The sequence below is a fragment of the Sulfurimonas sp. hsl 1-7 genome (assembly GCF_030577135.1).
In the GTDB taxonomy this organism is placed as follows: Bacteria; Campylobacterota; Campylobacteria; order Campylobacterales; family Sulfurimonadaceae; genus Sulfurimonas; species Sulfurimonas microaerophilus.
In genome coordinates this window covers 125,572-146,491 of sequence record NZ_JAUIRR010000002.1, presented here as the reverse complement: position 1 = coordinate 146,491, position 20,920 = coordinate 125,572, and the positions used below count along the sequence as shown (strand labels likewise).

Here is a 20,920-nt window from a genome sequence, read left to right as displayed (position 1 = left end):
ACCAAAATTCTATCTAAAGTTTATTAAGCTAAATTTAGTTGAGAGTATCTAAATGATTATTTTAAGTTAAAGATAATTTTTATCATTTAGAGTTTTTTCCTCTTTTATGAATCGGTGAGATATTTTTCTTGAGAGCTTCTAAGATTTCGGTACGCTCTTTTATGAGTTTTCGGCACTCTTTTGATGGTTCTTTTTCACAAAAGTGCTGTAGCCATTCAAGTTGATTTGCATAATCTTGTACCATCCCCAAATGTTTTTGAACCAACTTACACTCTTTAATCGTTTTGGAGAAATCTTTGATTTTCAGTTGATGAATAAACTCGAGTGCATATCGCAGAACTTTAAACTCAATCCGTAACTTGTGCATTTTTTTAGTTGAAGGTTGTTCCTCTAAATGTTCAAATGCAAAAAAAGTATTTTTTTTATGGAGTTGAGTAGTTGTAAGAAGCCACTTTGAATCATAGGAAAGGGGCAGCTTTACAAGTTCCTCTTTTAATAAAGAAAGTTTGTATTCAAATTGAGTTATAAAAAGTTTAGTCCATACTTTTTTAAAGTACTTTTTTCTATAAGCTTGAATACTTTTTGTTAATGAAGGATACTCAAAAGGATCGAGAGAGGATAAAAATACATCAAGCTCCCGTAATTGATTTGTCGGTTCTATAAGGGACTTAAGTGTATGGTTGAAAGTAGAGGGCTCCACGAGATAAAGTTTTATCAAAGAGCGTAAACGCCTCAGAATAATCCTTAATTTATGAAGGTGCTCAATATCTGATTTCTCAGAGATTAAAGGTATTTTTTCTATGGCTTGATCGAACTGGTCAAGCAGATACGCTTTGAGAGGATTACTTTGCATAAGTTAATTATATAATATCTTTATAATATTTTTTGGATTCGGATTAGATATAAACTATTATTTATTCAATTTGGATATACTTTCAGCGATTTATGAACACGCTAATGTGCGTCCATACTTCAATAAACAATCGATGACGGGAGAAAATAATGTCACAAAAAGAGTACATATTTACTTCAGAGTCTGTAACAGAGGGGCATCCTGATAAGATGGCTGATCAGATCAGTGATGCAATTCTGGATTATATTATTGAAAATGATAAAAATGCTAGAGTGGCATGTGAAACTCTAGTATCTAATGGTTTTTGTGTAATAGCAGGCGAACTGAAGACTAAGGCGTATGCGCCGATGCAAGAGATTGCTAGAAAAGTTGTTCAAGAGATAGGCTATACTGACGCTACATACGGTTTTGATTACCGTTCTGCTGCGGTTTTAAATGGAATCGGTGAACAATCACCTGATATTAATCAAGGTGTTGATCAAGCAAGTGGTGAGATCGGTGCAGGTGACCAAGGTTTAATGTTTGGTTATGCATGTCGTGAAACAGATGTGCTTATGCCATTACCTATATATCTTGCTCACCGTTTAACGCAAAGACTGGCTCAAGTAAGAAAAGAGGGGATTATCCCTTACCTTCGTCCTGACGGAAAAGCACAAATCAGTGTGAAGTATGTTGACGATAAACCGGTTGCAGTTGATACAGTTGTTGTTTCAACGCAACATGCACCGGATGTTTCTCAAGAGCAGATTCACAAAGATGTGATCGAAGAGGTTATTAAATATGTAATCCCTGCCGAGATGATGAGTGATGCAACTAAGTTTCACATCAATCCGACAGGAAAATTCGTAATTGGTGGTCCGCAAGGTGATGCAGGTCTTACAGGGCGTAAGATTATTGTTGATACTTACGGTGGAAGCTGTCCTCACGGTGGGGGAGCATTCTCAGGAAAAGATCCGACCAAGGTTGACAGAAGTGCGGCATACGCTGGAAGATGGGTTGCTAAAAACTTGGTAGCTTCAGGTGCGTGTGATAAAGCGACTATTCAAGTAGCGTACGCTATCGGTGTTGCTCATCCTGTATCTATTATGGTAGATACACACGGAACAGGTAAAGTAGAAGAGTCTGAAATTGAAGCATGTGTTAAAGAGATATTTGACCTTTCACCTGCGGGGATTATTAGAGACTTAGATTTACTTCGTCCAATATATAGAAAAACTGCTGCGTATGGTCACTTCGGTAGAGAAGAAGATGGCTTTACATGGGAGAAAACAGACAAAGTTGAGGCGATCAAAAGCTTTTTAAATATCTAAGTGTAACTAATTATTACACTTAGTAAACTATATGATAAGTTTTAGCTACATTTAAAACTCTTCATTGTATAGTTACTTTCAAATAATTACAGGAGAAAATAATGGCAGTTTATATTAATGATACATGTATCAACTGTGGTGCTTGTATTGATGAGTGTCCAGTTGAAGCTATCGTAGATGAGGATGATAATCCAACTGGTGAAGAGATTTATTACGTATATGGTGATAAATGTGTTGAATGTGTTGGTCACCATGATGAACCAGCATGTGCAACTGCATGTCCTACAGAGGGTTGTATCGTATGGGATGCTATCGGAGATTCTCCAGAGCACCGTGATGATATCACTGATGAGCAACGCTCAAACCAAGAACCAGTAGTAGAATAATTCTGGTTTTAGTGAGGCACCTGCCTCACTTTTTTAGTCGAAAAGTCGACATCTTTCTTAATTTCAATCAAAAAAATCAATTTTTAAACTAAAATATACTTTTTTTTAGATATAATCGCACCCTAATTTTATATTTTCAGAGGAGATTTGATGGAACGTACACTATCAATCATTAAGCCAGATGCAGTTGCAAAGGGTGTTATAGGGAAAATTTTAGATCGTTTTGAAAGCAATGGTCTTAAAATTGCAGCTACAAAAAAACTTCAATTAAGCAGAGCAGATGCTGAGGCATTTTATGCTGTTCATGCTGAGAGACCTTTCTTCAATGACTTAGTTGATTTTATGATCAGTGGACCGGTTGTTGTTTCTGTATTAGAAGGTGAAAACGCAATGGCGAAAAACCGTGATCTTATGGGTGCAACAAATCCTAAAGAAGCTGAAGCAGGTACAATTCGTGCAGATTTCGCTGAAAATATAGATGCTAATGCAGTTCACGGAAGTGACTCTTTAGAAAACGCAGCTATTGAAATAGCATTCTTTTTCTCTGAAAGAGAAATTTCATAATTTAAGCTGTATTTTTTGAAAATACTACTTAGAAAAGTAACAACTACTCCAGTAGAGTTTGAGCTGGACTCAAACGAAATAACTTTTAAAGGTTATTTGGAGTATTATAAGCCAAAGTTGATTTTGCTCAAAGCAAATTTAAACGGAAAGCTTGACAAGCCTTGCGATATGTGCGCAGAGGATATGCAGATCTCAGTTGATGAGGATGTAGAATTTTATATATCTGATGGAATATATAAAGATGAGAATGACATCGAACTTGATGTTGTTGAATCTTTTGACGGCCATGCAGATTTAGATGAACTTTTACACTCAGAGATTGAAATGATCAAAAGTGATTATCATTTTTGTGATAATTGCAAAGAAGACTAAATTAAACTAAGGATATAGATTATGGCAGTACCTAAAAGAAGAGTATCTCATTCTCGTTCAGCAAAACGTAGAACTCACTACAAAATCTCTTTAGCTCGTCCAGTTAAAGATAAAGATGGAACTTATAGATTACCACACCACATTAATCCAACTACTGGTGAGTACAAATAATTAATGGTTACAATTGCTATTGATGCAATGGGAGGGGACTTTGGTCCCGAACCAATTGTAAAAGGTTGTTTAAAAGCACTTAAACGCAAAGACTTCACGCCTATACTAGTGGGTAACAAAGAAGAGATTTTATCTCTATTACCAAAAAAACTACCAAAAAGTTATAGAGATAAGATTTCAATAGTTGAAGCTGATGACGTAATTAGTATGTCAGATGCCGCTACTGATGCAGTAAAACGTAAAGAGAGTACTATTTACAAAGCTGTAGAACTAGTAAAAAACGGTGAAGCGCACGGTGTAGTTTCTGCTGGACACAGTGGAGCGACAATGACATTAGCAACACTCCGACTCGGTCGTCTAAAAGGTGTGTCTCGTCCGGCACTTGTGACTTTAATGCCAACAAGAACAGGACGCCGTTCTGTTGTACTTGATGTTGGTGCAAATGTAGACTCTAAACCTGAGCATTTAGCAGAATTCGCCGTAATGGGTGGATGTTATGCAGAAGATGTTCTAAATATTGAAGAACCTTCTATCGGGCTATTAGCAAACGGTGAAGAGGATTCAAAAGGGAACGAACTTACAAAAGCTACTTTTAAACTTCTTCAAGGTTATAGAGGTTTTAAAGGAAATGTTGAAGGGAGTGATATCTTCAACGGAAGCTGTGATGTAATTACATGTGACGGTTTTGTTGGAAACCTTGTACTTAAAGCAAGTGAAGGTGTAGCTTCAACAATCTCTGCACTTATTAAAGATTATATTAGAAAATCACCTATTGCAATTACCGGTGCTCTTTTAATGAGAAAAGTTTTTAAACTTCTTAAAAAAGAGATCGATTATGCTGAAATCGGTGGTGCACCGCTTATCGGTATAAAAGGGTGTGCAATTGTTAGCCATGGTAAAAGTAATGCTAGAGCAATTGAAAATGCTATTTATCAGGCAATTAGATATGTTGATACAGGTGTAAACAAACATATAGAAGCTAGAATAGCTGAGTTAAAACAAAAGGAAGCTTAATGGCATACGCTGCGTTTCGTTCTATTGGTGCTTATGTTCCAGAGAAAATTTTAACAAATGAAGATCTTACAAAAATGGTAGATACTTCAGATGAATGGATCACAAAAAGAACAGGAATCAAAGAGAGACATATTGCAGCAGATAGCGAGTTTACAAGTGACCTTGGTACTAAAGCAGCTGAGAAAGCTTTAGAGAGAAGCGGTATAAGTAAAGATGAAATCGACATGGTTGTATGTGCGACTATCTCTCCGGATTATTTCTGTATGCCATCAACTGCTACTATCATTGCTACAAAGCTTGGGATTAAAAACGCAACTGCATTTGACATAAGTGCTGCTTGTACAGGTTTTGTATATATCCTTTCAATAGCAAAAGCCTTTATCGAAGCTGGTATGAAGAAAAATATACTTATCATCGGTGCAGAAAAGCTTTCAGCTATTACTGATTACACTGATCGCGGTACTTGTATCTTATTTGGTGACGGTGCTGGTGCTGCAGTTATCTCAGCAACTGAGAATAAGGAAGAAGCTATCATTGATGTGCATACTGGTGCAGACGGTGAATATGCAGACCTTCTTATGACTCCAAACGGGGGAAGCGGTTCAGCTCACGATTCACTTGATCAAGAAGCATCAAGCTGTTTTATGCAGATGAAAGGGAATGAAACTTTCAAAGTTGCAGTAAGAACTCTAACAAATGACGTGAAAGAGATTTTAGCTGACAACAATATTGCAAGTGATGATGTAGTACACTTTGTGCCGCATCAAGCAAACTACCGTATTATTAAAGCGGTTGGTGATGCTTTAAAAATGAAAGATGAACAAGTTGTTCTTACTGTTGCAAAATACGGTAACACTTCTGGTGCATCTATCCCTATGGCTATCAATGATATCTATGAAGAGGGAAAACTAAAAGCGGGTGAGCTTATGCTACTTGATGCTTTTGGTGGGGGATTAACTTGGGGATCAGCTCTAGTCCCATTTTCACCACTTAAAAAATAACACTTTTGTCCAACTTCTACGTTGGACTTTAATTTTTCCTCGTCACTTACTTTATGTAAGCTCCTCCAAAAAATAAAACTCCGCCTTGAATTTGAACAAAATTGAGAATTTTTCTCTTTTACACTCCCATTCAGAAGGGGAGTGAATAGATTAATAGAGTGTAAAGTTGTTTTGCAGTGATACGAGTTTATTCTCTTTTAGCTCTTGAATCATTGCTGTTAATTCTAAAAATTTTTCATCCTCATTTGCAACATCACTTTTAGTATTAAATGTGAATGTATCTAGATTAGTATCAAGATAACCAGTATCAAACTTACCTGCTTTAAATGCTTCATTACGCACAATAGCTTTATGTAAAGTGATGTTTGTCTGAAATCCTTCAATGTGAAACTCATCCAATGCACGTCTTGCTTTTGCAACAACACCCTCCCAGTCTAAAGCTGAGATTATAAGCTTTCCAATCATCGAATCGTAGCAAGTCGGTAGTTCATACCCTTCATACAGACCAGTGTCTAGTCTCACGCCGGGACCACTTGGCGTGAGATATTTTTTTACAGTTCCAACTGTAGGCATAAAGTTTTTTTGCGGATCTTCAGAGTTTATTCTAAATTCAATAGCATAGCCACGGAAGTTTATCTCATCTTGTTTATATCTTAGAGTGTCACCTGCAGCTATCTGTATCATTCTTTGTATGATATCAACGCCTGTAACCATCTCGGTAACGGGATGTTCAACTTGTACACGAGTATTCATCTCTATAAAATATATCTCATCTTTGTCATCTACTAAAAATTCAACTGTACCGACACTTTCGTAACCAAGTTTTTTCATCGCATTTACTGAGATTTGACAAAGTTTCTCTCTTACAGCATTATTTAAAAGAGGTGATGGTGTAATCTCTATCACTTTTTGATGACGTCTTTGAATGGAACAGTCTCTCTCCCCTAAATGGAGAACATTACCATGTTGATCAGCTACAATTTGAATCTCAATATGTCTAGGATTTTGTACATACTTTTCAATAAACACCTCTCCTCTGCCAAAGTATTTTATTGATTCGTTTGTAGCAGATTCAAACATCGCTTCAAAATCATTGGCAAAATGGACAATCCTCATACCTCTACCGCCACCGCCAAATGCAGCTTTAATGATTACGGGATAACCTATCTCCTGGGCTATTCTTTTCCCGTCGTTATAATTTATGACAGGTGTAGACGTCCCTTCAACTACAGGTACTCCTACATCTTTCATAGCAACTTTTGAAGCCATTTTATCCCCAAAGAGTTGTATATGGTGAGGTTTTGGTCCTATAAATATGAAACCTTTATCTTCACAGGCTTGAGCAAACTCTGCACTTTCAGATAAAAAGCCATATCCTGGGTGAATTGCATCACACTTACTTTTTTTTGCTATGTCTAGTATCTTTTCGTATTTTAGATAGGCATCGATTGGATTGCCGACAATTGGATAAGCCTCATCAGCACGAGCTACCCATAAACCATTCGCATCTGCTTCAGAAAATATGACAACTGATTTTATCTCAAGTTCTCTACATGCTCTGATAATTCTAAGTGCTATCTCTCCACGGTTTGCTATTAGAATTTTCGAAATTTTTTTCATAGTAATGCCTTTATTAAATTATGGCAATGATTGTAGTAGATTCAAGGTAACTTGTCTGCTTATTTTTTGTGAATATAATTATTAATATATGAACTAAAAGTTATCCATTTTTGCTATAAAAATTCTCTTTTGAGGTATAAGAGAAAATACAATAGTGTAGAATCCTCTTTTTATCTTATAAATAGTCTTTTATATTGACATCATCAATTTGTTCGGGATCTAGATATTGTCTTGCATAAATATTGTGTAAATCACTCTCTAAAAACAGTTTAAATATATCTTCGTCGATATGTTCATCTTTTACCATGAAACTCAAAATTTTTATAGATTCTGAGAGTGTTTTTGCCTTTTTATAAGGTCGGTCTGAAGCTGTTAAGGCTTCAAATATATCTGCAATTGCCATTATACGGGCAGGAATAGAAAGATCCTCTTTTACGAGTTGTTTTGGATAACCATCTCCAATGAGTGTCTCATGATGCGTCCCTGCGTATTCAGGTATTTTAGTAAGTTGTTCGGGGAAAGGGATATCTTCTAGCATCTTAATAGTCATAATGACATGCTCGTTGATTTTATAACGTTCCTCATCTGATAGTGTCCCTTTTTCAATACATAAGTTATATATCTCCCCATGATTATACAGGTGCTCAGGGACCTCTAGTTTAAAGCCGCTTTTACGATAAGCATCATAATCAAAGTTTTCCCTTTTTATAATATGTTCCTGTTTGTCACTGAGTAACTTTTCTTTCACCGGTAAAGTTTGTGTTTTTGATTGATCGTAGCGTAAACTTTCCTCTTCACCTAAACCTAGAGAATCGTCAAAATGTCTGATCCATTCTCTTTGAGATATCTCTTTTACTCTTTGTTGTTTCTCTTGGCTCATATACTCCCCGCCGATATTTACACTCGCTATAAAAGCAAAGTCATCAATGAGCTGTGCTTGTTCTTTGTTGAGTTGTTCAAGGAGTTGTTTCTCCTCTTCATTATTGAGTCTTGCTTCTAGGTATCTGATATGTGCATCACGCCAGAGAACTTCAAATCTTGTACGTATCTCATGTATACGGTTATAGATAGTTTCAAGTTTTGTTGCTTTATCTACAACGTACTCAGGTGTTGTCACTTTTCCACAGTCGTGCAGCCAAGCACCTAACTCAAATTCGCGCAATTCATCTTCTGTGGTAAGCTTAAAATCTTTAAAAATACCATCCTGTGATTCATTAGCTTTATCAACAAGCATTTGGGCAATTACAGGTACACGCTTACAGTGTCCTCCGGTATAAGGAGATTTCGCATCGATCGCATCTGCGATAAGTTTTACAACGGAATCAAGCAGTGCTTCTTGAGACTTTTGATACTCGTTAATACTTTGGGACATTGAAACCAGAGAGTTAGAGAGCTCGATAAACTCTATAATATTTGTATCTATCGCTTTAACTTTACTAAATCTACGATGTTTTATGTGCTCATTTTCAACAATCAGATCTTTAATAGGTTGAATGATGATTCGTGTTGCGTAAATAATGATCGGTAAAGAGAAAATAAGAAGTATAAAAGCAATTATAAATGAGTAGAACATATTCGTTTTATATGGTTGAAAAAGTGGGGCCGAATCTATTTTAATACCTAAGTAGAGCTTCTCATTCAGTGGTATATACATTGCAAAATAATTCTTCTGATCCAGATCATAGGAGATTACTTCATTGTTTTTTTTGATGAAAGCATCCATCATTTGCGGATCGATCATGGCATTGGCATCAGACTTTGGTGAAAGCCATTTATGTATGAGTAAAACCTTCTCTTTTGGTGTAATGGCACGTAGTGATTTATTGATAATAGAGAGTAGTATTGGATCGTCTTTTTGAAGCATTAGATAGATTGCTCGTTGTTTATAGTTATCATACTCTTTACACCATTCCCCTATGGTAAGATTTTTAATATAGAGCTGGTTCGATAAAAATCTAAATGCTTCATTTGTTTCAATAATGGCATCAATATCATCTCGAGAAAGCGCTAAGATACTTGATGTAAGATCATCATAGCGTTTGAGTTGTATTTTTGGGTATTTTTCTTTGATAAGGTCTTCTATCGCCCAGCCTTCCACTACACCGACTCTTTTGTAGTTGAGATCTCGTAAAGAGTGAACATCTGTTGTATGTTGATTCGTAATAAAGTAGTTTTTAAAGTGGTAAATTGGATCGGAGAACGAGCCAAATTCTTCCCTTTTAGGTGTTTTATAAATTGACTGGACGATATCTATATCTTTATTTTTAAAATTATTTATAATCTCCGTCCATGTAAGACCATTTACAAACTGAATTTTAAGTCCGCTTTTTTTAGAGAGCAGCTTGAGTATGTCCACGGAATAACCCATAGGTACACCGGCAGATTGAAAATCAAAAGGTACCCAGTCTTTTTCATTTGAAATGATTACAGGAGGTGCATTTTTAATATACTCCATCTCCTCTTGAGTGAAGTCGATTTTTGATTCAACTGTAGATTCAGATTGCTTACTCATTTGCATTATATGATCGGAAGAAGCGAGTTTATTCCCATTATGATTAAATAAAAAGATTTCAGAGTTTTGTTCAAATTTTTGAAGATTTAAAAAATGGTTTAATCTCCTCATAGTATAGTCAACTGCAAATACGGTTCCTTTGTGTTGTAGTTCAACTGCATATGTAGTTCCCGATTTCTTGAGGTTGGTAAAAAGGTACGGTTCGGTCATGATCACTTGCTTAGAGTTGATCGCAGCTTTATACCAAGGTCTGGAGAGGGGATTATATTTTTTCTTTTTAATACTCGTACCTAAAATTTTTTCAGCTTCATCTAAAAAGGTATATCTTACTTCATTGTTTATATGTATAAGTACGATCCATCTTGTGTTTTCAGGAGCTTGATAAGTATCGTAAAGTAGCGGGGACTCATCCATATTAATTACTTCATAAAATCTACCGTTTTTATGAGCAAAATAGAGAGAATAAATATTGTGATTGATAGACATGATTTGAATGAGAGATTCTAAGGCCGGATGTTTGTAGTCAAAAGTGATCTCTTTATAGAGTTTAGAGTTCTCTGTGTTCGCCTCTAATATATGTTTTAGCTCACGTTCATTAGAAGCGATCTCCTCAGAGATATTATTACTAATCATTTTAAAAGTTTTATGTGTTGATTGGAGTGCTAAAGATTGATTGAAGTAATATTGAGAAGTGAGTAGTGAAATAGCTACAATGCCGACAATGACTAAAAATATACCTAATATATTGGTTCGGATACTTCGTCTAAACATAGCATTACCTTTAGTATAATGTTAATGCTAGTCTATTTCAGATGAATATAAGATTAAAGTTATTATTTAATAACAAATAATATTAGTTGTAAAAAGCGGTTAGTTTATTAAAGAGATTTTTATAAAATTTCTTTTCGTCCGGAAGATCGAGTTGATTATCTCTTTGTTTTTCACCCCACATAGGGTTTGGGTAATAGTTGTCATTTTGAAATCTTGCCATTACATGGATATGAACGCGCGGAAGCATATTTGCAAATGATGCAACATTGACTTTTGTAGGTTTGTAGTAGGCGATCATCTCTTTCTCAACTACATTAACAATATCAAAAAGCTGATGTCTAAGCTCATCGCTTAAATCACTAATCTCTTTATATGGTTCTTTTGTAAAAACTTTTACCCATGGGATTTGGGACTCTTCTTTTTCTATATAAAAATCTTGGTTTTCGAAAATAATATACATTTGCAGATCACTTTTTTGTATATTCTATCATAAAAAAGGGGAAAACTAAATCCAAAAAGGATTTAGTATGGTTTTGTTAGTGTCTGTTTGAAGATCTTCTTCTTGAATCTCCGCCGCGAGAACCGCCATCACGAGAACCGCCTGAACGACCTCTAGAATTTCTGTGTCCACCACGTCTGTTTCCACCGCGGCCTCTAGAGTTTCTATCGTTTCCGCGTCTGCTTGCACGATCAAGTATAGCTTCAAGTTTATCCGCAGGGATACCGATGTTGCTTGGCCCTTTGATATCTTGTTTGTTAAGAATCATAGAGATGAGTTTGTACATAATCGTCTCTTCATCAATATCTTCTTTTAATTTATCAAGGATAAGGTGTGCTTCATCATAGATTTTTTGATCTTCAATACTTTTTACGATATTGTCAATATTTGTTTGACGAAGATCGTTTTTACTCGGTACAAAAGCGTGCTCCATTGAAGTTCCAACGATTTTCTTAATCTTTTGAAGCTCTTTAAACTCTAAAGGAGTTAAAAGTGTAATCGCTTTACCTTTTGTTCCTGCACGACCCGTACGACCGATTCTGTGTACGTAAGACTCAGGGTCAAACGGAATATGGTAGTTAAATACGTGAGAGATGTTGTTAACATGGATACCACGTGCTGCAACGTCAGTTGCAACTAACACTTTTACAGAGTTAGATTTGAAACCTTTAATAACTGTTTCACGTTGACGTTGTTCCATATCTCCGTGTAAACCGTTTGCTAAATAACCAGCGTTGCTAAGAACGTTTGAAAGTCTGTCAACCTCAGATTTTGTTCTACAGAAAACTACCGATTTTTGTGTAGTTTCACTATCCATTAAACGGATAATAGCATCATCACGCTCATGCTCATCGATCACATAGTAAAGTTGCTCGATATCGGCATTTGTAGTCTCCCCTTTTGTGATTGAAACAAATTCAGGGTTTTCTAAAATTTTATGTGCCAATGTTTTGATCGGTTGCGGCATAGTTGCCGAGAACAGTAATGTTTGGCGATCAGTCGGCAGATATGAGAAGATCTCAGTAATGTCGTCTAGGAATCCCATATCTAACATCTCATCCGCTTCATCAAGTACAACCATACTTGGTGCAAAGTCAGGGATCATGTTTTTCTTTAAGATATCTAGCATACGACCCGGTGTTGCAACTACTACGTTTGCCCCACGGCTAATAAGATCAATTTGACGTTTATATGAACTACCACCGTAAACAGTTACAGTTCTAACACCCAGGTTTTTACCGTATTTGAAGATCTCATCACTTACTTGAGTAGCAAGTTCACGAGTTGGAGTGATAACTAGAAGTTCAACTGAACCGTCAAGTTTCATGTTGTTAAGTGCCGGAAGACTGAATGCTGCAGTTTTTCCTGTACCTGTGTGTGCTTGACCTACCATGTCTTTACCAGCTAAAACTACTGGAATTGCTTGTGCTTGGATCGGAGAAGGGCTAGTAAACCCTGCAAACTTGATACTCTTTAGTATCTCTTTTTTTAAGCCTAACTCATCAAACGTTAGTACTTTTTCTTCTTGTTGTGCATTGTCTTGCATCATATTCCTTGTATATTAAGGAGATGATACAGACTATTTAAACTCTTTATAGCACCTTCTCCTCAAATTGTTTTGCGAATTATACCCAAATAAACCATAGAAGTTATTAAAATTATTAATTTTACAGATAGTTTAAGTTTATATATTGCAAATTGTAATATATTGTGAATCAATTAAATAAAAGAATGTATAATTTTGGGATAAAACTAAAGGGATATGATGCAAATAGATATAAACATTTTAATAATTTTAGTGTTATTCGTGACACTTTTTGGTACATTGATTTTATTTATAAAAGAGAAAGCATTCCGTAATAATGAAACAGAATTGAAAAACAATATTGAAAAAGAGTATATATCTTTAAAAAGTAGATATGAAGCAGAGATCAAAGCTTCCAATGAAAAATTGAAACTGCTTCAAGATGCAAAAAATGAACTCTCTTTAGAGTTTAAAAACCTGGCAAACCAGATCTTTGAGGATAAATCAAAACAATTTAGCTCTTCAAACAAAGAGCAGCTTGAGCTTTTACTCAAACCGTTTCGTGAACAAGTTGCAAATTTTTCAAAACAGACACAGGAGCAGTTTGAGGTTGAACTCAAAGACCGACACCTTTTAAAAGATGAGCTTTATCGTCTTAAAGAGATGAATGCCCAGCTCGCATCTGAAGCGTTAAATCTGACAAAAGCGCTTAAAGGGGAAAATAAAACGCAAGGAAACTGGGGTGAGATCGTACTAGAGAAGATTTTAGAACAATCGGGTCTGCGTAAAGGTGTGGAGTATGAACTTCAAGCGACACTCAAAAACGAAGAGAACAAAACTTATAGACCCGACGTGATTGTACATATGCCACAGGAGCGTGACATTGTGATCGATTCAAAAGTTTCTTTAACGGCATATGAGCGTTTTATGAACAGTGAAGATGAGTTTGAAAGAAAACAAGCACTTAAAGAGCATATAGGAAGTATCTCAAACCATATAAAAGAGTTAAGTGCCAAAAGTTACGAAAAATTGGAGAATATAAACTCTCTTGATTTTGTTCTTTTGTTTATGCCGATAGAGGGTGCTTTTTTACTGGCACTCGAGAGTGACTCTGAGTTTTTTAAACGTGCGTATGAGCAAAACATTTTGGTGGTATCCCCATCGACGCTCTTGGTGACACTCAGAACGATCGAACATATCTGGCGAACACAAAGACAAGAGGAACATGCCCAAAAGATAGCCAAAGAGGCTGAAGCGATGTATGACAAACTTGTACTCTTTTTAGATGAGATGAATAACATAGGGCATCAGATCCAAAAAACGCACGACTCTTATGAAAAGGCAATGAACCGTCTTAGTTCAGGGCGTGGAAACGTGATCAAACGCGCACAAAACATTGTTGATCTCGGGATAAAAACAAAAAAAGAGCTCCCTATAAAAACAAATGAAGCTGAATAAAAAAGATTAGTTTACAATTTTATAATTTTGTAAATTAATTAGTTGATATACTTCGAATTATGAAAAGAGTAAAATTTATTTTAAGTGGCTTATTGGTTGCAATGTTGTTTTTTGCAGTACATGACTATATGCTCACGCAAATGGATTTTACGGATCAGGTAAAAAAACAAAAGACACTTACAAAAGTGGAACATAACGTTTTTCATACCCCTATGATTTTAACAGACTTAGATACGGACTTTGAACTTGCATTTATAGAAAAAAATATATATCCTCTTAAAAGCTTTGTAATTGATAATTTTACAAACTCCCTCTTTAAACCACCACAACACGTATAATTAAACTCACAACAAAAAAATAATCATTATTAAGGAATTTAAATATGAGATTTATTCTTATATTGTTATTGCCGTATATCATTATGGCAGATAGCATTGAGACACTTTATGAAAAAGTCTCTCAGAGTAATAACTACAAAAGTAAAATAGAAACATTAAATGCCGAGTTTCAAGGTACAAAAGCAAGTGTTTTAGCAGATGGATTTAATGTCGGCGGCGGTGTTACATATGCCGATCTTAAAGACAATTCAGACTCCGGAATTGAATATGAAGCTTTCATCTCAAAAGAGTTGAAATTAAACAGTTCAAAAATAGATAATTTTTTACGTCAAAGTAATCAATATAAAAACTTACAAACAAAGAGTCTTCAAAACCGTTATAAAGTACAGATCTGGCAACTCTATGGGGATTATTGTGTAGCTATGGAAGCTTTGCAAGCCAAAGCGGAACTTTCATCTGTATATGATGCGATTAAAGATCATATGCAAAAGGGTGTAGAGTATGGAGAGTTTGATAACTCGAAACTAATCATGTCCTCTTTGGCATTGGAGAGTTTAAATCTGGAACTCTCAAAGTTAGAGAATCTTGTTCAAATGTATGAATCTCAAATAAAAATTTTGGTTGATTTTGACGGACAGTTTGAGTGTAAAAACTTGGAAGTTAATATTGACAAACTTTTTGATCCTGAGCATTCGGCACTTTGGCCGATGTTGGAGTCTAATGTACAAAAGAGTGAAGCATCTTTAAAGATGGCGCAAACAACTTTTAACAGTGTAAACGTAGAGGCAAAGTATATAGATGAACTAGATACTAATAGATATATGGTGAATTTCTCACTTCCTCTAAATATAGGTGAAAAAAATGAAGCCAAGCGTGCAATGGCTATGAGTCAAACAAGTGCTGCAAATTATGAACTAGAAGCATTTCGTAACCATTATAGACATGAAAGCAATGCTTTAAAACAAAGAGTAGACATCTATAAAAAGTATCTTCTTTCTAGTGAAAAAACAATATTACAGCATGCAAATAAACTCATTAAACAAAGCAATATGAGATTTATGGCCGGAGAAGAGAGTTTCTTGTCGATGATCAAAGCTACAGAAACAAAGCTTAGTATGATTGAAACTATTTTAAATTTAAAAATTGAAAGACACAATGCCGTCGCACAATATATGTATGACTATTCTATCGATCCACAAGGGGTAAAAAAATGATAAAAATAATAATATTAAGTTTTATAACAATTGCATCACTATTTGCAAACGAATTAGTAGTAGTGGGTGAGAACCCAATGATAAAGTTAACAAAGGTAAAGCAGACAAAGAGTGTATATCTTGGAAGTTATTTAGCACAGGGACATCTGCCTGCAAATGCTACTTTTAGAATAGATGCCCCGCTTGAAGGGATCGTAGAGAAGCTTTATGCAAATATATATGATAACGTGAAAAAAGGTACAGTACTTGCGGTGATCAAAAGCCCTAAAATCCTTGAACTTGAAGCTGAGTATATCAATCTTCTGATCGAAGAGGAGTATAATCAAAATGAGTTAAAAAGATTAAAGCCTCTATATGAAGCGGCTGTTGTAGCGAAGAAACAGTATCTTATGGCACAAAATATTTCTAAAAAGTATCAGACACAAATAAAATTTTATAGAAATCTTCTTTTAGAATGGGGACTGTGCGAGAACCAGATAAGCATTGTAACGAAGACAAAAAAAGCGATTACCGAGATCAAAATATATGCTCCAATCTCAGGAAAAGTTGCAGATCTGAATATCTATCCGAAAATGTATCTGCAACGCGGTGAACATATGATGAGTGTAGTTGATGCTACTAAGACACACCTTGAAATCTCACTCCCTATAAACTTTGCAAAAGAGTTAAAAGTAGGTGCTACACTTTACATAGAAGACAAAGCGGTGGAAGTTGAATCGATTGCTGCAAAGATTGACCCAAAAACACAAACAATAGCTGTACACCTTTTAAGTAAAAAAGATATGGTTGTTTTACCGGATGAGAAGAAAAACATTAAGCTGTTCTGGCCTAGAGAGGCGTATGAAGTTCCGGCATCGTCTATTGTAGATTTTAATGAACATCCATCGGTATTTGTCAAGGTGAAAAACGGCTATAAACTGGTTCAAGTTACAGTACTAAGCAGAGATATCTCTAATGTATATGTTATCTCTAAAGAGTTAGATAAGAATTCCCAGCTTGCAGCAAGCGGTGCTATAGCACTTAAAGGTGCGCTGGAGGCACAGGGTAATGATTGATAAACTTATAAGTATTGCACTCTCACAAAGGGTACTAGCACTTATTATCGCTTTAGCTATTGCAATTGGTGGAGTATTTTCTTACTCAAAACTAACAATTGATGCTTTTCCCGATGTATCAACAACACAGGTAAAGATAATTATAAAATCACCGGGTATGACACCACAAGAGGTGGAGCAGCAGATCACGATTCCAATTGAGCTTGAGATGCAGGGTATTCCACATCAAAATATAGTTCGTTCAATATCAAAGTATGCCTTAGCCGATATTACGATCGATTTTGAAGAGGGTACTGATCTGTACTGGGCAAGAGACAGGGTTTATCAAAGATTTAACAACATTAAAAATTCTTTGCCTGCGACAATGACAGGGGGAATTGCTCCAGTTACTACACCGCTAGGCGAGATACTTATGTTTACGATCGAGTCTAAGAGTCTCTCGTTAATGGAAAAACGTACTTTACTTGACTGGGTGATACGTCCAAGTCTTCGAAACATTGAAGGTGTGGCAGATGTAAATGCACTAGGTGGAGAGGTGCAGACTTTCCGCATTAAACCGGACTTTACCTCAATGGCATCATTGGGACTCACTTTAGAAGATATAGAAAATAAGCTCGAGAAAAATAATGCAAATTTCGGTGCAGGAAGAATTGAGCGAGGGGATGAAGCGCTTCTTGTAAGACTTCCGGGAAGTATGAAAAATAGCAGAGATCTTTCAAATCTGGTAGTAAGAGTTGATGAGAACGGTGCTATTGTACGTTTAAAAGATGTGGCAGAGGTTCTGACTGACAAACTTACACGTTACGGATATGTTACAAAAGACGGTGGAGGTGAAGCGGTTGAAGGGCTTGTTCTCGGACTTAAAGGTGCAGATGCTTCGCGTGTTACTTCACAAGTAAAAGAGCGTCTTGACGAGTTGGAGAAAAACCTTCCCGAGGGGACGCATATCAATGTGTTTTACGATAGAAAAGATCTGATCTCTAAAGCTGTAAGCATGGTACAAAAGTCACTTACTGAAGCGGTAATACTTGTACTTATTATCCTTTTTTTATTTTTAGGAAGTTTTGTTTCAGCAATCACCGTTGCACTAATTTTGCCGTTATCAATACTCAGTGCTTTTATCTTTATGTACTATTTCGGCATAAGTGTGAACTTAATGAGTCTTGGTGGTATTGCAATTGCGATCGGAATGATAGTTGACTCCGGTGTTGTTTTAGTTGAGAACGTAATTGCACGATTAGCGGAAAATAAAGGGGTAAGTCGTTTACACACTATCTATAATGCAGCAAAAGAGGTAAGTACCCCTATTATCTCAGGTGTACTTATTATTATTATCGTATTTACACCTCTGCTGATGTTGCAAGGTTTAGGGGGTAAACTTTTTGCTCCTGTTGCACTGAGCATTGTTTTTACACTTGCTGCGGCAATATTTTTAGCGCTGTTTGTGATCCCGACAATTGCATCGTTTTTGATCAGAAAAGTAGACCACAGTGAAACGTTCTTGGTACGTCATCTGATCGCTTGGTATGAGCCGTTACTCCAAAAAGCTTTTAGAGTAGAAAAAACTATCTACGCTTTATTGGCTCTTTTACTAGTAGGGACATTTTTCGCCTTTTCAAACATAGGAAAAACATTTATGCCTACAATGGATGAGGGTAATATTGTGATCGGAATTGAAGCACCCCCTTCGATCAATATCCCCGCAGGTATCTCACTCAATACTCAGATCCAACAAAGACTGATGGATGAGGTGCCTGAAATTCAATCTATTATTGCCAGAACAGGTTCCGATGAGATAGGACTTGATCCTATGGGGCTTAATGACAGTGATACTTTTTTAGTATTCAAGCCAAAAGAGCAGTGGAGAAAACAAGACACAGAATGGTTAAAAGAGCAGATGAGAGAGGTTCTTGAAAATATTGCCGGGATTGAATATGGATTTACGCAGCCTATTGAAATGCGTACATCAGAGATGCTTACAGGTGCACGTGGTGATGTTGTGATTAAAATCTTCGGTGAAGATATAGATAAACTTAATGAACTTGGAACTAAAATTAAAGAGATTACTGAAAAAACAGAAGGTTCTGAAGATGTTTATATGCGTCAAAATGAAGGGGCTGCTTATCAGGAGCTTCGTTTCAATGATGAAAAGCTAAGAAACTACGGACTCGATAAAAGTGATGTAGCACATCTGCTTAAAGCTGCAGTAAGCGGTGTAGAGGTTGGTACAATCTATCAGGGGATGAAACAGTTTTCGATCATCATAAAAGGGGATTATAAAACAAAAAACCTTGACGAAGTTTATCTTGTAGGCGCACAGGGTGAGGCAGTATCACTTTTAGAAGTTGTAGATATTGTAAGAAGCAGCGGTCCGGTTGAAATAAAACATGAAAAAGCAAGACGTTTTGTCTCAATTCAGACAAATGTGACGGGGCTTGACTTAGTAACATTTGTAGATAATCTTAAAGAAAATATAGCAAAAGATGTACAACTACCGGCTGGATATTCACTTACTTTTGGCGGAGAGTTTAAAAATCAGCAAGCAACTATGGAGCGTCTTAGTTTAGTTGTCCCGATCGCACTTGTGCTGATTTTTATGATACTTTATATGACGTTTAAGTCAATTGTACAGAGTGTTATTATCTTTACAACTATTCCGCTTGCGATGATGGGAGGGATCTTTGGACTGTATCTGACAAACTCTTATCTCTCGGTTCCTGCATCTGTAGGGTTTATTGCACTTCTAGGGATCGCAGTTCTTAACGGTGTGGTGATGATCAGTTACTTCAATGAATTGGCACAAACTATGAGTATAAAAGATGTTGTTATTCAAGGTGCAAAAAGAAGATTGCGTCCGGTTCTTATGACTGCTACGATCGCAGCACTTTCCCTTGTACCTATGTTATATGCTACAGGGCCAGGTTCTGAGATCCAAAAACCTTTGGCGATAGTTGTGATCTTTGGATTGATCTCCTCTACGGCACTTACTTTATTGCTTTTACCGATGCTGTATAAAAGATTTATTAAAGAGAATAATGATATAAATCTATCATGAAGATAGAAACAAAATATAGTTACGAAAAAACATGGTCATTAACTGGAGAGGCAGATCTGTTGAAGATCATTGCCGAAGAGGTTGGTGATGCAGATCCGCAAGGGACACTGTTGTATATCAAAGAGGTTATCAAAACCGGCAAAGAGATCACAGTGGGTTCTTGTAAATTTAGAGAAAAGAAAGAGGGATAACAATGTTACAAAATCCAGATATAGCAAAACTATTACTAAGACTGAGTCTTGGTATCTTAATCCTCTTTCACGGAATTAATAAAATGATTCATGGAATCGGAGGGGTAAAAGCGATGCTGGCATCAACACCGTTTCCGACATTTTTTGCATACGGTGTTTTTGTCGGGGAGCTTATTGCCCCTATTTTTATCATTTTAGGTTTATATGCAAGAGTAGCTGCCGGTGTATTGGCATTTAATATGTTTATTGCTATCTATCTTGCATACGGTTTTTCTCTTAGTCTTTCAAAGCATGGAGGACTGAGCTGGGAATTAGCTCTTTGCTATTTTATTATGAGTATTTTAGTGATACTTTTAGGAAGCGGTAAATACGCAGTAAACTCAAAATAGATTAAAGGTGTTTCACCTTTATCTTTGAGTTTAAGCTCCAACCGATAAGGATCATAAATCCAAGCACGCCGTAAGCCGGTAAAAACTCATACGTGTTTGCAAGATATACTAACCATAAAAGGATCGCACCAAGCGGTGTCGGTACCCCTACAAAGTGTTTTTCAACAGAACCTGCATCTGAATTAATATTGAACTGAATCAATCTTCTAAGCCCTGAAATTACGTAATAGATACTGATAACACCCGCCGCAATTAGAAAAATTCCTTCAAAACTTGTTGCATATGTCGCCTGAAAGATTAAAAATACCGGCACAAGTACGAAACTTAAAAAGTCTGCAAAACTGTCAAGTTGAATTCCAAACTCGTTAGAGAGATTGAACTTTCTTGCAATTTTTCCATCAAATATATCAAATGCCCCACCGATCCAAGCAAGGATAATAGCAAGAAAGAAATTGTTCTGCGTAATAAAATAAGTTGCAAGTAAACCGGCTGTGATATTTACAAATGTAAACATATTCGCAAGATTAAAATGTGATGAAGGTGTAAATAGAAATTTCATTATAAAAGTAAGCCTTGTAGTTTTTTGAAATTATAGCAGAAGATCGAAATATTAATTATGTAA

Annotated in this window: 20 protein-coding genes; 14 read left to right on the top strand and 6 right to left on the bottom strand. The window is 36.0% G+C overall.

The window, feature by feature from the left end:
• Nucleotides 1–82: 82 nt before the first annotated feature.
• The gene (locus tag QWY88_RS04330) at nt 83–853 is read right to left on the bottom strand and encodes a CHAD domain-containing protein (RefSeq protein WP_304544479.1); all 771 of its coding nucleotides are present in this window, start codon (nt 851–853) and stop codon (nt 83–85) included.
• A 149-nt stretch (nt 854–1,002) separates the two neighbouring features.
• On the opposite strand from QWY88_RS04330, the gene metK reads away from it, so the two are divergent.
• The 7 genes from metK (at nt 1,003) to QWY88_RS04295 (ending at nt 5,671) form a co-directional block, all read left to right on the top strand.
• Nucleotides 1,003–2,163 carry a methionine adenosyltransferase gene (metK, locus tag QWY88_RS04325; protein ID WP_304544477.1) on the top strand — a complete coding sequence of 387 codons (1,161 nt, stop codon included), beginning with the start codon at nt 1,003–1,005 and terminating at the stop codon, nt 2,161–2,163.
• Nucleotides 2,164–2,264: 101 nt separating this feature from the next.
• On the top strand, nt 2,265–2,549 hold the full coding sequence (locus QWY88_RS04320; RefSeq protein ID WP_304544475.1) for a 4Fe-4S dicluster domain-containing protein: 285 nt from the start codon (nt 2,265–2,267) through the stop codon (nt 2,547–2,549).
• Between the two features lie 150 nt (nt 2,550–2,699).
• Nucleotides 2,700–3,113, top strand: a complete 414-nt coding sequence (gene ndk, locus QWY88_RS04315; protein ID WP_193113987.1) for a nucleoside-diphosphate kinase — start codon at nt 2,700–2,702, stop codon at nt 3,111–3,113.
• A gap of 15 nt (nt 3,114–3,128) precedes the next feature.
• Entirely contained in the window at nt 3,129–3,485 is a 357-nt protein-coding gene (locus QWY88_RS04310) for a DUF177 domain-containing protein (protein ID WP_304544472.1), read from the top strand.
• Between the two features lie 21 nt (nt 3,486–3,506).
• Nucleotides 3,507–3,656, top strand: coding sequence for a 50S ribosomal protein L32 (gene rpmF / locus QWY88_RS04305; RefSeq protein ID WP_013326319.1), 150 nt, complete (start codon nt 3,507–3,509; stop codon nt 3,654–3,656).
• A 3-nt stretch (nt 3,657–3,659) separates the two neighbouring features.
• Complete coding sequence (gene plsX / locus QWY88_RS04300; RefSeq protein ID WP_304544460.1) at nt 3,660–4,670, top strand: phosphate acyltransferase PlsX; 1,011 nt, start codon at nt 3,660–3,662, stop codon at nt 4,668–4,670.
• Nucleotides 4,670–5,671 carry a beta-ketoacyl-ACP synthase III gene (locus QWY88_RS04295; RefSeq protein ID WP_304544457.1) on the top strand — a complete coding sequence of 334 codons (1,002 nt, stop codon included), beginning with the start codon at nt 4,670–4,672 and terminating at the stop codon, nt 5,669–5,671. Before plsX ends, QWY88_RS04295 begins: the two co-directional genes overlap by 1 nt.
• Nucleotides 5,672–5,821: 150 nt before the next feature.
• On the opposite strand, the gene QWY88_RS04290 is transcribed toward QWY88_RS04295, so the two are convergent.
• From QWY88_RS04290 to QWY88_RS04275, 4 genes are all read right to left on the bottom strand, one after another.
• Nucleotides 5,822–7,291, bottom strand: coding sequence for an acetyl-CoA carboxylase biotin carboxylase subunit (locus QWY88_RS04290; protein WP_304544455.1), 1,470 nt, complete (start codon nt 7,289–7,291; stop codon nt 5,822–5,824).
• Nucleotides 7,292–7,466: 175 nt separating this feature from the next.
• A complete protein-coding gene (locus QWY88_RS04285) occupies nt 7,467–10,574 on the bottom strand; it encodes an HD domain-containing phosphohydrolase (protein WP_304544452.1) in 3,108 nt (1,035 codons plus the stop codon).
• 82 nt (nt 10,575–10,656) lie between these two features.
• Entirely contained in the window at nt 10,657–11,034 is a 378-nt protein-coding gene (locus QWY88_RS04280) for an HIT family protein (protein WP_304544450.1), read from the bottom strand.
• Nucleotides 11,035–11,110: 76 nt separating this feature from the next.
• The gene (locus tag QWY88_RS04275; protein WP_304544447.1) at nt 11,111–12,619 is read right to left on the bottom strand and encodes a DEAD/DEAH box helicase; all 1,509 of its coding nucleotides are present in this window, start codon (nt 12,617–12,619) and stop codon (nt 11,111–11,113) included.
• A 219-nt stretch (nt 12,620–12,838) separates the two neighbouring features.
• Between QWY88_RS04275 and QWY88_RS04270 the strand changes: the two genes are divergently transcribed.
• Genes QWY88_RS04270 through QWY88_RS04240 form a run of 7 tightly spaced genes read left to right on the top strand, consistent with a single transcriptional unit; the run spans nt 12,839 to nt 20,298 of the window.
• The gene (locus tag QWY88_RS04270) at nt 12,839–14,056 is read left to right on the top strand and encodes a DNA recombination protein RmuC (RefSeq protein ID WP_304544445.1); all 1,218 of its coding nucleotides are present in this window, start codon (nt 12,839–12,841) and stop codon (nt 14,054–14,056) included.
• A 59-nt stretch (nt 14,057–14,115) separates the two neighbouring features.
• The gene (locus QWY88_RS04265) at nt 14,116–14,394 is read left to right on the top strand and encodes a hypothetical protein (protein WP_304544443.1); all 279 of its coding nucleotides are present in this window, start codon (nt 14,116–14,118) and stop codon (nt 14,392–14,394) included.
• A gap of 44 nt (nt 14,395–14,438) precedes the next feature.
• A complete protein-coding gene (locus tag QWY88_RS04260) occupies nt 14,439–15,608 on the top strand; it encodes a TolC family protein (RefSeq protein ID WP_304544441.1) in 1,170 nt (389 codons plus the stop codon).
• Nucleotides 15,605–16,663 carry an efflux RND transporter periplasmic adaptor subunit gene (locus QWY88_RS04255; RefSeq protein ID WP_304544439.1) on the top strand — a complete coding sequence of 353 codons (1,059 nt, stop codon included), beginning with the start codon at nt 15,605–15,607 and terminating at the stop codon, nt 16,661–16,663. The genes QWY88_RS04260 and QWY88_RS04255 overlap by 4 nt, the downstream gene beginning before the upstream one ends.
• A complete protein-coding gene (locus tag QWY88_RS04250; RefSeq protein WP_304544438.1) occupies nt 16,656–19,718 on the top strand; it encodes an efflux RND transporter permease subunit in 3,063 nt (1,020 codons plus the stop codon). Before QWY88_RS04255 ends, QWY88_RS04250 begins: the two co-directional genes overlap by 8 nt.
• Complete coding sequence (locus QWY88_RS04245; RefSeq protein ID WP_304544436.1) at nt 19,715–19,909, top strand: hypothetical protein; 195 nt, start codon at nt 19,715–19,717, stop codon at nt 19,907–19,909. Before QWY88_RS04250 ends, QWY88_RS04245 begins: the two co-directional genes overlap by 4 nt.
• Before the next feature lie 2 nt (nt 19,910–19,911).
• Entirely contained in the window at nt 19,912–20,298 is a 387-nt protein-coding gene (locus QWY88_RS04240) for a DoxX family protein (RefSeq protein WP_304544434.1), read from the top strand.
• A gap of 1 nt (nt 20,299) precedes the next feature.
• On the opposite strand, the gene QWY88_RS04235 is transcribed toward QWY88_RS04240, so the two are convergent.
• Nucleotides 20,300–20,857 (bottom strand): CDP-alcohol phosphatidyltransferase family protein, encoded by a 558-nt coding sequence (locus QWY88_RS04235; protein WP_304544432.1) that lies wholly within the window; start codon nt 20,855–20,857, stop codon nt 20,300–20,302.
• Nucleotides 20,858–20,920 lie beyond the last annotated feature (63 nt).

Coding starts and splice junctions, on each gene's coding strand:
- QWY88_RS04270 (WP_304544445.1), top strand. CDS start 12,839: ATGCAAATAGATATAAACATTTTAATAATTTTAGTGTTATTCGTGACA.
- QWY88_RS04255 (WP_304544439.1), top strand. CDS start 15,605: ATGATAAAAATAATAATATTAAGTTTTATAACAATTGCATCACTATTT.
- QWY88_RS04320 (WP_304544475.1), top strand. CDS start 2,265: ATGGCAGTTTATATTAATGATACATGTATCAACTGTGGTGCTTGTATT.
- QWY88_RS04295 (WP_304544457.1), top strand. CDS start 4,670: ATGGCATACGCTGCGTTTCGTTCTATTGGTGCTTATGTTCCAGAGAAA.
- QWY88_RS04290 (WP_304544455.1), bottom strand. CDS start 7,291: ATGAAAAAAATTTCGAAAATTCTAATAGCAAACCGTGGAGAGATAGCA.
- QWY88_RS04245 (WP_304544436.1), top strand. CDS start 19,715: ATGAAGATAGAAACAAAATATAGTTACGAAAAAACATGGTCATTAACT.
- QWY88_RS04250 (WP_304544438.1), top strand. CDS start 16,656: ATGATTGATAAACTTATAAGTATTGCACTCTCACAAAGGGTACTAGCA.
- QWY88_RS04280 (WP_304544450.1), bottom strand. CDS start 11,034: ATGTATATTATTTTCGAAAACCAAGATTTTTATATAGAAAAAGAAGAG.
- ndk (WP_193113987.1), top strand. CDS start 2,700: ATGGAACGTACACTATCAATCATTAAGCCAGATGCAGTTGCAAAGGGT.
- metK (WP_304544477.1), top strand. CDS start 1,003: ATGTCACAAAAAGAGTACATATTTACTTCAGAGTCTGTAACAGAGGGG.
- QWY88_RS04240 (WP_304544434.1), top strand. CDS start 19,912: ATGTTACAAAATCCAGATATAGCAAAACTATTACTAAGACTGAGTCTT.
- QWY88_RS04260 (WP_304544441.1), top strand. CDS start 14,439: ATGAGATTTATTCTTATATTGTTATTGCCGTATATCATTATGGCAGAT.
- QWY88_RS04265 (WP_304544443.1), top strand. CDS start 14,116: ATGAAAAGAGTAAAATTTATTTTAAGTGGCTTATTGGTTGCAATGTTG.
- rpmF (WP_013326319.1), top strand. CDS start 3,507: ATGGCAGTACCTAAAAGAAGAGTATCTCATTCTCGTTCAGCAAAACGT.
- QWY88_RS04275 (WP_304544447.1), bottom strand. CDS start 12,619: ATGCAAGACAATGCACAACAAGAAGAAAAAGTACTAACGTTTGATGAG.
- plsX (WP_304544460.1), top strand. CDS start 3,660: ATGGTTACAATTGCTATTGATGCAATGGGAGGGGACTTTGGTCCCGAA.
- QWY88_RS04285 (WP_304544452.1), bottom strand. CDS start 10,574: ATGTTTAGACGAAGTATCCGAACCAATATATTAGGTATATTTTTAGTC.
- QWY88_RS04235 (WP_304544432.1), bottom strand. CDS start 20,857: ATGAAATTTCTATTTACACCTTCATCACATTTTAATCTTGCGAATATG.
- QWY88_RS04330 (WP_304544479.1), bottom strand. CDS start 853: ATGCAAAGTAATCCTCTCAAAGCGTATCTGCTTGACCAGTTCGATCAA.